General features: G+C 68.0%; 11 protein-coding genes and 1 pseudogene. 10 read left to right on the forward strand and 2 right to left on the reverse strand.

Annotated features, from left to right (window positions below; translation table 11 throughout):
- Window positions 1-46: 46 nt before the first annotated feature.
- Window positions 47-832 (forward strand): IclR family transcriptional regulator, encoded by a 786-nt coding sequence (locus tag SMA5143A_RS41145; protein WP_107467897.1) that lies wholly within the window; start codon window positions 47-49, stop codon window positions 830-832.
- Window positions 833-1,007: 175 nt separating this feature from the next.
- Here SMA5143A_RS41145 and SMA5143A_RS44920 read toward each other — a convergent pair whose 3' ends face one another.
- Window positions 1,008-1,460: an ATP-binding protein gene (locus tag SMA5143A_RS44920; protein ID WP_332836409.1), complete on the reverse strand. Its 453-nt coding sequence runs from the start codon at window positions 1,458-1,460 to the stop codon at window positions 1,008-1,010.
- 195 nt (window positions 1,461-1,655) lie between these two features.
- Here SMA5143A_RS44920 and SMA5143A_RS41155 point away from each other — a divergent pair, with 195 nt between their 5' ends.
- The 9 genes and pseudogenes from SMA5143A_RS41155 to SMA5143A_RS41195 form a co-directional block, all read left to right on the forward strand.
- Window positions 1,656-3,137, forward strand: coding sequence for a carotenoid oxygenase family protein (locus SMA5143A_RS41155; RefSeq protein ID WP_107467898.1), 1,482 nt, complete (start codon window positions 1,656-1,658; stop codon window positions 3,135-3,137).
- Window positions 3,138-3,143: 6 nt separating this feature from the next.
- A complete protein-coding gene (locus tag SMA5143A_RS41160; protein ID WP_107467899.1) occupies window positions 3,144-3,521 on the forward strand; it encodes a nuclear transport factor 2 family protein in 378 nt (125 codons plus the stop codon).
- Window positions 3,522-3,626: 105 nt separating this feature from the next.
- Window positions 3,627-4,946, forward strand: a complete 1,320-nt coding sequence (locus tag SMA5143A_RS41165; protein ID WP_181362275.1) for an MFS transporter — start codon at window positions 3,627-3,629, stop codon at window positions 4,944-4,946.
- Window positions 4,947-5,044: 98 nt separating this feature from the next.
- Window positions 5,045-6,490, forward strand: coding sequence for a FadR/GntR family transcriptional regulator (locus SMA5143A_RS41170; protein WP_107467901.1), 1,446 nt, complete (start codon window positions 5,045-5,047; stop codon window positions 6,488-6,490).
- A gap of 146 nt (window positions 6,491-6,636) precedes the next feature.
- A complete protein-coding gene (locus SMA5143A_RS41175; protein ID WP_258194045.1) occupies window positions 6,637-7,488 on the forward strand; it encodes a hypothetical protein in 852 nt (283 codons plus the stop codon).
- Window positions 7,489-7,591: 103 nt separating this feature from the next.
- On the forward strand, window positions 7,592-8,827 hold the full coding sequence (locus SMA5143A_RS41180; RefSeq protein WP_258194046.1) for an oxidoreductase: 1,236 nt from the start codon (window positions 7,592-7,594) through the stop codon (window positions 8,825-8,827).
- Between the two features lie 18 nt (window positions 8,828-8,845).
- Window positions 8,846-9,646, forward strand: a complete 801-nt coding sequence (locus SMA5143A_RS41185) for an SDR family NAD(P)-dependent oxidoreductase (RefSeq protein ID WP_107467904.1) — start codon at window positions 8,846-8,848, stop codon at window positions 9,644-9,646.
- Between the two features lie 30 nt (window positions 9,647-9,676).
- Complete coding sequence (locus SMA5143A_RS41190; protein WP_107467906.1) at window positions 9,677-10,195, forward strand: flavin reductase family protein; 519 nt, start codon at window positions 9,677-9,679, stop codon at window positions 10,193-10,195.
- A 67-nt stretch (window positions 10,196-10,262) separates the two neighbouring features.
- Window positions 10,263-11,336: pseudogene (locus tag SMA5143A_RS41195) on the forward strand (aldehyde dehydrogenase family protein); the annotation flags it as partial.
- 89 nt (window positions 11,337-11,425) lie between these two features.
- On the opposite strand, the gene SMA5143A_RS41200 reads toward SMA5143A_RS41195, so the two are convergent.
- Window positions 11,426-12,646, reverse strand: coding sequence for an MFS transporter (locus SMA5143A_RS41200; RefSeq protein WP_107467905.1), 1,221 nt, complete (start codon window positions 12,644-12,646; stop codon window positions 11,426-11,428).
- Between the last annotated feature and the right edge of the window lie 99 nt (window positions 12,647-12,745).

The following is a 12,745-nucleotide window of genomic DNA, read 5'->3' on the forward strand; positions in this document are numbered from 1 at the left end:
ACCGCAGGGTCTCCACCGGCCCACGCCCACCCACTAGAGTTCTCGTATGTCAGGAAACATGTCTCCCAGCTACCGCGAGCGCAACTCCACGGCCGACCGGGCGCTGGACATCCTGACCATGTTCGACGACGTCCATCTCGTCGTCTCCGGAGCCGCCGTGGCCGAGCGGCTCGGCGTGGCGCGCTCCACCGCGTACCGCTACCTCCAGAGTCTGGTGGCCGGGCGTTTCCTCGAAGAAGCCCCGGGCGGCGGCTTCCGGCTCGGCCTACGAGTGTTGGAGATCGCCCGACTGGCCCGCCACAGCTACGGTCTCTCCGAGGTCGCGGTGCCGTCGATGGAATCGCTCGCCGAGGAGGTGCACGAAACCGTGCTGCTGACCCGGCGCACCGGCGACCTGGTGGTCTGCGTCGACCGCGCGGAAAGCACCCGCGCGGTGCGGATCTCGTACGAGCGCGGCAGCGCCCTGCCGATCAACGCCGGCGCCTCCGCCCTCGTCCTGCTGGCCTGGAGCCCGGACGACGAAGCCCGCGGGCTGCTGCAGAGCGCCGAACTGCGCCGCTTCACCTCGGCCACCCTCACCGACGTCGACGCCCTGATGGAACGACTCGGCCGGATCCGCCGCATCGGCTACTCCGTCACCCGGGGCGAACTGGATCCCGACGTGGTCGGCATCGCTGCCCCGATCCGGGACGAGAACAAGCGGGTGGTCGCGGCGGTCAGCGTGGCCGCCCTCGCCTCCCGGGTCTACCCGGAGGCGGAGACGGAGATCGCTCAGAAGGTCCTGGCCACCGCGCAGGAGATCAGCGAGCGGATGGCCGTCGTCGCGGGCTGAGCCTGGTCCTGCTCCGTCCGGGCGGGGTGGCGCGGCAAGCCGTGCCAGGGCTCGAGCGTGCGCCTGGCACACAGTTTTTCAGTATCACGGCACAGTCGACGGTCTGTCGGACCGTCGGGCCCCGTACCAGCGCGAGCACCGCGCATCATCTCTGGCTCCCGAAGACACCGACTCATCAACGGCCCTGCACGAAGTCGGCTGCGGGAAGGACCAGGCGGAAGGTGCAGCCCTCGCCCGGGACTGCGTCGAGTTCGAGGCGGCCGCCGTGGCTCTGGGCGATGGCCGCGGCGATGGCGAGGCCGAGGTACGTCCCGGCCGGTCGGTGCCGCCGGTTCTGGGTCCGGTCTCTGTCGTGCCCACCCGCGCGTGGACACGGGTGGGCGGCTGGGTGTGGATGCGGGCGTTGCGCAGCGGGTTCTCCAGGATCTGGCCCAGTCGGCGCGGGTCGCCGAATATCTCGGCCACGTCGATTTCCTCGGTGCCGCTCGGATCTGCCGATGGCGGCAAAGCCACCACCTTTCTTTCTGCGGAAACTCACCCGAGTCGGCCCCGTGCTGACCAAACTCGCCTGCCCCCAGCGAGTTCTGTCAGCGACTGACCACGACGCAAGGCAACGACTCCGAGCCATAGCGTCAACACGGAAACCACAGGGATAACAGCCCAGGTCAGCGAGCGTGCGCGGCGCCTGGTGCCTGCCCGGCCGTCACCGGAAGTGGGGTGCGGTGATTCCACCGTCTGGTTTGGGCAGCGACCGCGTCCTACTGTCAGAAAACCGCAGCTCGTGGCGAAATTCTGCGCGACGGCAGTCAAAGGAGACGGCTTCATGGCAAAGACTTTTCCACCCGAAATCACCATGGGAATGGACGAGCCGTGCCGGTTCGATATCGAGGTGTTCGATCTGGAGGTCGTCGAGGGCACAGTACCCGCGGACATCGATGGTCTGTTCGTCCAGGCGGTTCCCGACCAGGTGTATGTTCCCGAGGTCCCGGTGCTGTGGCCGATGACCACCGCTGCGGGCGGGGACGGTGCGGTACGCGCGTTCCGAATCAAGGACGGCTGCGTCGACTTCCGGACCCGCTATGTACGCACCGAGCGTTTTCTGCTCGAGCGCGAGGCCCGCCGATCCCTTTACGGGAATTACCGGGATCCGTACTCCGACGACCCGAGCGTCGCCGGCGCGAGCCGTACGACGGCGAACACCGCCATCTACTTCCACGCCGGCCGGATGCTGGCGTCGAAGGAAGACGGACTGCCGTACGAGATCGATCCCGTAACCCTCGAGACCCGGGGCGTGTGGGATGCGCACGGTGATATCACGAGTCTGACCTTCACGGCCCACCCGAAATTCGACTCGGACACCGGCGAGATGTTCGGTTTCGGTTACGCCGCGAAAGGCGAGACCACACGCGACATCGCCTACTACGTGATCGACGCCTCGGGCAAGGTGATCCACGAGACCTGGTTCGAGGCACCGTACTCGGCCATGATCCACGATTGCGCGCTGACCGAGAACTTCATGCTCTTCCCGGTCATGCCCATTACCAGCGACCTCGACCGTCTGAAGGCCGGCGGCCCGCACTTCGTGTACGACGGCGACCTTCCGCAGGTCTTCGGAGTCATTCCGCGCTTCGGCGATGCTTCCGAGGTGCGCTGGTTCCAGGCCCCGCCGGCCTTTCCCGGCCACACGATCAACGCCTACGAGGAGGACGGCGTCATCGTCTTCGACCTGTACGAGGCGGACGGCAACGGCTTCGCACCGGTCGTGCCCGACAAGAACGGCAGGCCGACGCCTCCTGGCAGCGTCACCACACGGCACGTGCGCTGGCACATCGACTACCACACCGGCGAGGAGCGGCTCACCGAGCGGGAGGTGCTGGCAGTCGTCAACGGCGAAGGGCCGCACATCGACCCGCATCGCGAGTCGAAGCCGTACCGCCACGTCTTCGTGCCGACGCTCGACCGCGACAAGCTCGAGACCGACGTCAACGGCCGCCCCTATCCGGTGATGTTCAACCAGCTCAGCCACTTCGATCTGGTGGCCGGGACCCGTGACGACTGGTATCCCGGGCCGGCCGCGACGTTCCAGGACCCTGTGTACTTCACCAAGTCCCCTGAGTCCGCGGAGGACGACGGCTATCTGATCGCCACGCTCAACTGGCCGACGGAAAAGCGCAGCGAACTCGTCATCCTCGACACGCTCGACCTTGCAAGCGGGCCGGTCGCCCGGCTGCGGCTTCCTGTACGCATGCGCCTCGGCATCCATTCGACGTGGATCGACGGCGCCCTCGTCCCCTCCTGGAGGTGACCCACCATGTCCGGCGACCAGCCCAAGGACATCGTGCTCAAGATGATGTCACTCCTCGTCGATCCCTCGACCTCGGAACAGGCGCGCGAATACCTCACCGAGTCCTATATCCAGCACAACCCCAACATCGACTCGGGAGCCGACGCGATCATCGAGTGGACGAAAACCGATCAGGCTCGCGCAGCACGGGAATCCATGCGCCCTGCGCCCGAGCCTCCGGTATTCGTCGCCGAAGGAGACAAGGTCGTGATGATGCTGGCCCGGGACCTGCCCGACCCGGACGCCCCGGGAAAGACCTACCGCTCCTACTGGTTCGACATGTGGCGGATCGAGGACGGCAAGCTCGCCGAGCACTGGGACGGCGCTCCCAAAGAAGCAGGATAGACGTCGAATTCGGGCAACGGAGCCCGGTCGCGAGAGGGTTTTCGAATGTCGTCATATGCTCGTATCTCCGCTACGATCGCCGCTTTCCTCTGCATGTCCTTCGGCATGTCGGCGATTTACGTCGGATCTCTGTCGGTCTTTCTCGGTCCGGTTTCGGCATCGATGGGCTGGGGCGTCTCCGTCTTCACCTTGGTGTTCACGGTGTCCGCCTACATCGGCGCTTTCAGTACTCCCTTCAGCGGGCGCCTGATCGACCGGGTCGGGGTGCGGATCCCGGTCACCATCGGTGTCGCGACCTTCGCCCTGGGGCTGTTCGGCCTGTCCCAGATACACTCAACCGGCTTCGTGTTCTGGGCATCCGCCGTCTGCATCGGCATCGGTGCCGCACTGGCCGGGCCGGTAGCCCACGTGCGCGTCGTCTCCTCGTGGTGGGACAGCAACCGGGCGCTCGCCCTCGGTCTGGTGGTCGCGGTGGCCCCCGCACTGTCGCAGTCCCTGGTCGCGCCGGTGGCGCGATGGCTGATCGACGCATTCGGCTGGCGCACCGCCTACGAGGTGCTGGCCGCCGCTGTCCTGGTCGTCGGATGCATATCGGCCCTGTTCTTCCTGAAGGTGCGGAGCGCGGATGCCGCCACGGATTCCCCGGCTGCTGTCACGCCGTCCCCAGCGGTCCTCGAAGGCGTGCCCGCGAAGCGGGCATACCGGTCCCGGACCTTCTGGACCTTGACGGCGGCGGAGTGCCTCGCGACGAGTTCGTTGATCGGCACGCAGGCGCACATGGTGCACTGGTTCACCGGCCGCGGCGTCACCGGCGGCACGGCGACCTTCCTGGTGTCCCTCATGGCGGTGTCCGGGATGGTCGGCGTGCTGTTCTCCGGCTCCCTCACCGACCGCATCAGGTCGCACCGCGTCGCCGCCGTGCTCTACACCCTGCCGGCGATCAGCCTGGTCCTGCTTCTCGCCGCCGGGGACACCTTGTGGATGCTGGGCGTCGGAGTCGTCCTGATGGGATGCGCGCTGACCGCCGTGACGCTCCTGTTGCCCTACCTGATCACCCGGTACTTCGGGCTTCGGGCGTCCGCCGAGATATTCGGCATCAGCCTCGCGTGCAGCATGATCAGCATCGGAACCGGGCCCACGCTGATCGGTATGGGCTTCGACACCTCCGGCAGCTACACGCTCCCGATCTCACTCGCTGTGGCCGCCACCACCGTTTCCGCGCTGCTCATGTTCACCCTGAAGCCGTACATCTACGCGGTGGTCAAGCCCGCTCCTCGCGATGGGCAGGACGCACACGGTCACGGGCGGGACGGACACACGCCTCTCCGGACAGGAGGCAACCCCCTAGCGTCGGCGAGCCGCCGGCAACCGAGTGCGATCACGCCCGTTGCTCCGCCACCCCCCGGATCTGAGGGACAGCGATGAACACAACCAGACGCTCTCGCGGGCCCTTCGATGGCCCCGGCGGAGTACAGCGCCCCCTTACGACCGGAGCGACCGGAGCGACCGGAGCGACGGGAAACATGCTGTCGGAGCTCTACTCCAGCGTGGTCGGCGACCAGGAGCGACTGACCAAGCTGCCTCTGGTTGTCGCCCGGGACATGGAGGAACGTTTCATCCGCGATGGCTGGCCGGTCGGCAAGGTTTACGGCAGCGAGGCCGACATGGCCGCGTACTACGGCGTCGGCCGGGACGTCATGCGGGAAGCCGTACGCGTGCTGGAGGCACGTGACGAGGTGCGGGTACGACGCGGTCCGCAGGGCGGCATCGCGGTCGCCAGGCCGGGCGGGACACATCTGCTGGTCATGATCGGAGGTTACGCCTACCTCACCGGCCTGGGGCTGCCGGACATCGTCGAGGCGTGGAGTGCCGTCCACATCAGCGCCGTACGTCTCATCGGTGACCGGTCACGGCAGGCCGGCGGCAGGCCGATATGGGAGAACCAGGCGGCGGATGACGGCGGGATACCGGACACCGCCGGGCTGCTCGGGCGGTTCGCCGCCGAGGTGATCGACGGAAGCGGCAGCGGTCCGCTGAAGTACTTCAACGACGTCCTGGCCCCGCTGTTGCCGCGGATGAGTACCGCCCTGGGGGCCGACGCGCTGGCCGACATACGGCAGCGGATCATCCATGACCTCGATCGCGGCCGTACGGAGGACGCCGTGCGTCTGGCACGTACGCTCTTCTGCGGCGCGGCGCGGGACACCCTCGCGCAGGTCGCACGGACAGGCGGCTGGAAGGGCACGCCGGTGCCGGAGCCGCTCGAGCAGATGCGCATACCCGCCTTCGCGGCCGTGCGGCGGATGATGTCGGAGATCACGCCAGAGGAATGGGTGCGAGGCCGGCCACTGGGCAACGAGTGCGAACTGGCTGAACGATTCGGCGTCGACCGCAGCGTTATCCGCCAGGCGATCCGCATGATGGAGGACGCGGAGACAGCGGTCACGTTGCCCGGACGCGGACACGGCCTGATGACCCGGTGCCCGAGCCCGGCCCCCCTGAGCCGTCAGGTCTGCGTCTACCTCGCATCGCACTCCGAACCGCCTGAGGGCGCCGCCCTGGCACTCGGCAGTCTCATGATCGAGATGGCCGAGATCGCCGCCCGGAAGACAGGTCCCCGCGATGCCGAGCTTTTCGACGCGCTCTTCGATGAACTGCGGCAACTGACGAGTGCCGCACCGATAGCCAGCGTCCAGTTGATCGAACGGCTGCAGAACCGTCTTGCGCGCAATGTGCTGCTGTCGCTCTTCGTGAATGGCATCAAGGCCTATGTGTCCTGGAGCATGAGCGAGGAGTTGCATGCGCCGTCCTGGGTCATCGAGTTCTTCGCCCAGTCCACACACGATGTCCTGCGGGCCATCGGCCGTCGTGACGCACCGGAAGCGGCCCGGCTTCAGGCCGTGAAACAGGAAATGCTCGCGCAGTACCGCCGAGCTGTGCTCGAAGGGCAGGAGCCGGAATTCCGGTGAATCCGGTGAATCGCACCCGGCCCCTTCGCAGTCGATAACCCCGACAGATCCGAATACGCCGTCTGGTTACCGAGAGGGACGAGACCTAGGGTCAATCTGCCGGGGCCGATAGAAGACATCCACTCGAAGAGCAGGAGCGGGCAGGAATGCGAACCCTGACTGGTGGTGCCGGAATGACGCACAGCTGGGAAACCGAGCGGGACCTTTTCAGGCACGGGGAGAGCTTCCTGCAGAGCTTGGTGGGGCACGATCCGGGCCTCGCGAGCCTCGCGCGTTCATTCCGGGCGACGGAGAACGCCGATGAGGTCGCACCAGGACAGGGGCTCTGGGCGACCGCCGAGGATTTCCTCGGCCTACAGACCTTCGCCGATCCGGTCCAGGGGCAGCTCATGACCATGGGGGTCGTCGTCACGGCGGGACAACGCCAGCCGTTCGGCCTGCGACTGAAGGTCGTCGGGGACGAGGTGACCGAGGCCGAGGCCGTCGTCAGCACGGATCCGAGCGGGCACTTCGCCGATGTGGACCAGTTGCTGGCACCCGACGTGCTCTACGGCGCACCGGTTCCGCCCGACCGAGCCTGCGACCGAGACGGGCTGGCCCTTGCGGCGGACAGCTACTGGACCGCACTGCAGGAAAGCGACGGCAGCCTGGCTCGCTTCGGATACCGCTGTGACCGTTATGACAACGGCAAGAAGGTGACGAACACCCTCACCACTCTGCTGTCTCCGGACGCCACCGTCCACACCGTCGCGAGTTGCCTGAACAACACCCGAGGCGCCAGGCCCAAGGCCCGTGGGCGTCGCTGTCCCGTTGTCGACGTGGCCCGCGGAATCGCGGCGAGTGTGGTCGTCGTCGACTTCCACCCCGTCCCCGGCAGCCCGCGACCCGACAACGGCTCTTTTTACATGATGGCCCTCTTCAAAGTGGTCGACAACGAAATACGCAGTATCGACGAAATACGAGAAATCCTGCCGCTCGGCACACCATCGGCTTGGTGAGCGAAAAGATATGTATATGAAAGAAGCGCCAGCTATGACTGATCCAGGGTCTATACACGAGTCACCGTTCACGACACCGATAGGGCGCCGCATCCGTGACGCCGTGCGGGCAGCGGTACCGCTGATCCGGGAGTACGCCCCGGAAGGTGAGAAAATCGGCTGTCTGCCGTCGCCCACGCTCGATGCGCTGCACGAGGCCGGAGCGTTCCGGGCCTCAGTGCCGCTGGAACTCGGAGGCTATGCCCTCGGGGCGCGCGATCTGGCCGAAATCGTCAGCGCGGCGGCGAGCGGCGACGGATCGGCGGGCTGGACCGCCATGATCGCGAGCGGGTTCACCCGGGTCATGCTCACCTTCCCGCAGGAGACGGTCACCGAGGTCTACGCACGCGCTCCGCAGTGGCCGGGGCCGGTCGTTGCGAGCGCCTCGCTGTTCTCGGAGAGGATTCAGAAGGCCCGCCCGGTTCCGGGCGGCTACGTGATCGAGGCCGGGAACAGGTGGGGCTTCGGCAGCGGCTCCAAGCACGCCGCCTATCTGGTCGTCGGCATCGAGGTGGAAACCGCCCCCGGCACCACGACGCGCGCGATGGCGTTGCTGGAGAAGGGCCAGTACGAGATCGTCGAGGACTGGCACGTCATGGGACTGTCCGGTTCCTCCAGCAACAGCGTCACGACACCTGCGGAAGTCTTCGTCCCCGAACGGCGCGTCGCAGATCTCGCCGGCCTGCCGGGGCGTCTGGACGGCCTGCACCAACGCTACGCGGGGCTGGGCTTCGCCCTCGACGCCCGAGGCCTGATGCTCATCGTGGCCATGGAGACCATGGCTGTGGTCCTGGGAATGGCCAAGGGCGCCTTCGACTGCTTCCTCGACCAGAGCCGGCGCAAGAAGCCTTTCAACCTCCCCTACGACACGCTGGCCGCCACTCCGTCGGTGCAGGTCGTCGCAGGCAAGACGCGCGCCATGATCAACGCGGCGGAAAGCCTGCTGTTCGGCCGCGCGGATCACATCGACCGCAAGGCGCGCGCCGGACAGCCGTTCACGGCGGCCGAGGAGTCCGAGATCACCATGGACTTCGTGCACGCCGGCAATGTCTGTGGTGCCGCCATCGACGCGATACAGATCGCGCTCGGCTCGTCCACGGTCGGTCTGCGCAACCCGATTCAGCGCTTCGCACGCGATGCGCGGGTGGCATTGACCCACGGCTCCACCCGGCTCGACCCGGCGGCGGAGATCAGCGGACGGCATCTCCTGGGGCAGACACCGTTCACCGACGGCATGGCGGCCGTGCCCGGAGTGGCCAAGGCCGCAGAGGCCCCGCGCATCGTCGAACCCGTCGCTTGAGCTGGACCAGGAGACATCATGAACCTCGAACTGAACGGCAAGCGGGTCCTCGTCACCGGCAGCAGCTCAGGCATCGGCACCAGTATCGCGCTGGCATTGGCCGACGAGGGCGCCCACGTCGTCGTGCACGGCCGGAACCGGGAGCGCACGTCCAAGATCGCGGCGATGATCCGGGAGAACGGTGGCCAGGCCGACGAGGTGCTCGGCGACCTCACGGACGCCGACCAGGTCGACGCCGTCTGCCGACGGCTGCTCGACTCCGGCGGCGTGGACATCCTGGTCAACAACGCGGGCGGACGCCATGGAGGCTGGGAGCGCGACGGCTGGTTCGGTACCTCGCCCGGCAACTGGCTCGAGACGTACAAGCTGAACGTGATCTCGACCGCATCCCTGGTCAACAGCCTGGTCCCCGCCATGAGGGAGCGCGGCTGGGGACGCGTCATCCAGATCGCCAGCGCCATCGCCCTGCACCAACCGCCCAATTTCCCCGACTACCAGGCGGCCAAGGCAGCGGAGATCAACATGACACGCAGCCTGTCCCGCGGCCTGGCCGGAACCGGCATCACGGCCAACTCCATCAGTGCCGGCATCATCCACACGCCCGGCTCCGCCGCGGAACTCGCCGCCATCGCTGCCGAGATGCGGCTGGAGGGCGGGTGGCAGGCGCACGAGCGCCACATCGCCGTCGAGGTGTTCCGCCAGACCGCCGGCCGCATCGGCAGGCCGGAGGACATCGCCGCCGCCGTCTGCTACCTGGCCAGCCCCCGCGCCGACTTCGTGACCGGCGTCAACTTGGTCATCGACGGCGGCATCAACTGAACCGCTCAGGCGGCGAGGAGAGAAGTGTCGATGCAAGCATCCCAGGAGACGCCCGAAGAGCTGCGCCGCGCGTTCGGTCATCTGCCCTCCGGAGTGGTCGCGGTCTGCGCCCTCGTGGGTGGCCGGCCCGTCGGGATGGCGGCGAGCTCGTTCGTTCCGGTCTCTTTGAAGCCGCCGTTGGTGTCGTTCTGTGCGGCACGCACTTCCCGCACGTGGGAGGCGCTGCGCCAGGTGCCGAGCCTCGGTGTCAGCGTGCTCGCCGAGGACCACGCGACTTTGTGCCGGGCGCTCGCCTCCTCGGCGGAAGATCGTTTCGCGGATGTCCGATGGCAGGCCGGGGAATCCGGCGCGGTCTTCCTGCCGGGCACGGTGCTGTGGCTGGAATGCGCGCTGGACTCCGAAGTCGAGGCGGGCGACCACGTGATCGCCGTGCTACGGCTACGCGGGACCGCATTGTTTCCGCAGGTGAGGCCGTTGGTGTTCCACCAAGGGCACTTCGAGCGACTCGGCTCGTCCCAGCCCCCCGCCCGGACGCATGCTTCGGCTTGACCGACGGGCGGCGATGTCAATCGCGGCAGCGGCTGACCCCCCATCACCTTATGAGGAGCAGAACATCATGACGTTTCTGGAAGCAGGCGACTGGTCGGAAAGGATCTTCTCCGGCGAGTGGATCAAGGGTTCGGGCGAATCGTACGACGCGCTCGAGCCGGCGACCGGCGAGACGCTGGGTCGTGTCGGTGCTGCCACGCCCGACGACCTGGGCCGGGCCGTGGGGCAGGCGGTGCGGGCGCAGCAGCAGTGGGCGGCGCTGCCGTACGTCGAACGGGCACAGGTCCTGCGGCGTGCTGCGCGCCTGTTCGAAGAGCATCACTCCGAGATCGCCGACTGGATCGTGCGGGAGTCGGGAGCGCTGAGGGCATTCGCAGACTTCCAGACCTCCAACGGCGCAGCGGAGGAGTGCCACGAAGCCGCGGCACTGTCCGCGGCGCCGTTCGGGGAGGTGCTCCGCTCCGTGGAGGACCGGCTGTCGTTCTCCCGTCGGCGCCCGGTCGGCGTTGTCGGTGTGATCTCCCCGTTCAACGCACCGATGGTGCTGGCGATGCGAGCGGTGGCTCCGGCGCTGGCTCTGGGAAACGCCGTCGTCCTCAAGCCCGACCCCCGGACCGCGATCTGCGGCGGTGTGGTGATCGCGAGGGTTTTCGAGGAGGCGGGGCTCCCCAGCGGCCTGCTGCACGTACTGCCGGGGGGCGCTGACGTCGGCGCGGCACTGGTGGATCACCCCCAGGTGCCCGTGATCGCCTTCACCGGATCCACGAGGGCCGGAAAAGCGATCGCGGCAGCGGCAACGCGGCATCTGAAGCGCGTCCACCTCGAACTGGGGGGCAACTCGGCGCTGATCGTCCTGGACGACGTGGATGTGGAGAAGGCGGCGTCCGCGGGGGCGTTCGGCTCCTTCCACCATGCGGGGCAGATCTGCATGGCCTCAAGCCGGCATCTGGTGCACGCGTCGATCGCCGAGGAGTACGTCGAGTCGCTGGTCCGGCGGGCGAATGCCGTGACAGTGGGAGACCCGGCGAGGAGCGAGGTGGCAGTTGGTCCCATGATCGACGAGCAGCAGCTGCAGGCCGCGCACGCAGTCGTCAACGACACCGTGGCGGCAGGCGCTCGGCTCGTGGCAGGTGGCACCTACGAGGGCCGGTCCAGGGGCGTAGGGGCACCGACGAAACGCGCTGGCCAGCGGCTACGAATGGCCCCTAGCCGTCGCCATCCCGCAAGGGGTCACGGCTGCGACAGGACCGTGACGCGCTCGGTGGGGCGGCTGCGGGCTCCTGACATCGCTGTGAGCGCAACCGCGGCAGCGAGCGCGATTGCTATGAGCACGGCGCTGGAGACCATGAAGGCGCGATCCACTCCGATGTGTCCGATGACGCTGGAGGCCAGGAACGGCGACACCGCCAGCGCGCCGGCGATACCGGCCTCCCACAGGCCCAGAGCCTTGGCGAGGTGGGCCTCGGGAATGCGCTGTTGGACGAAGGCGATCAACGGGATGTCGGTCAGGGCCGACGCGAGTCCGGTGACGGCGAGGAGCACGGCGATGGCCGCAGGCGCGTGGACCAGGCCCAGCGGAAGGCGGAAGGCTCCGAGCAGGGCCCAGGCCAGGACCGCGGTCACGGCGAGTCTGGGCAGAGGCAGGCGTACGAGCACCAGGGCGCCGGCGATCTCGGCGAGGCCGGCGATGCCCAGCATGAGCCCGTACTCACCGCCTTGGCCGACCAGAACCACCAGACCGACGGCCAGGAACCCACTGGCCACGGCGAGCGCGAGGACGAAGGTCGCGATGACGACCAGCACATCGGGCGCCGCCCGCAGGGCTGCGAGGCCGGCGGCGAGGTCCGCGCCCAGCCGGACGCGCGGCCCGGCCGGGGCGGGACGGCGGACGCGCAGTGCCGACAAGGCCGCCGCGGAGACCAGGAAGGTGAGCCCGTCCACCGCCATGACCAGCGGGAAGGAGCCGAAGGCGAGCAGCGGGGCGAGCAGCAGCGGTCCGACGAAGAAGGCGGCTCGGAAAGCGACCTGGAGCACGCCGTTGGCCTGCTGCAGGTTTTCGGCCGGCACGATCTGGGGCACGATCGCGTTCCGTGCCGGTGCGAAGGGCGCGCCGATGAGGGCCAGCAGGGCCGTTCCCAGAACCAGTACGGTCAGGTTCAGCGCACCTGCCATCACCATCCCCACCCCAGCGGCCACCACGGCCGCACGGGCGAGGTCGGTGCCGATCATCAGGCGTCTGCGGTCGTAGCGGTCGGCGTACGAGGCGGCCACGAAGGTGGCCAGGAACGCCGGGGCGTACGCGGCCACGGTGACCAGCGCGACCGCCGACGGGTTGTGGGTGAGGGCCCATGCCTGCCAGGCGACGGCGGCGGTGTACAGGCCGTCGCCGAGTCGGGAGACGCCCTGGCCGACGAAGAGCAGCAGGAGGTTGCGGTCGCTGAGCAGTGCCATGCCGAAAGGGTCCTCGGCGGCCCCCGCGCCGCTCAACTTATTCGTCGGAACACTAATCAGTCGGGGATCCCCAGATCGCGCATGCGCAGGTGCAGTTCC

This window comes from Streptomyces sp. MA5143a (genome assembly GCF_900290235.1).
Lineage (GTDB): Bacteria > Actinomycetota > Actinomycetes > Streptomycetales > Streptomycetaceae > Streptomyces.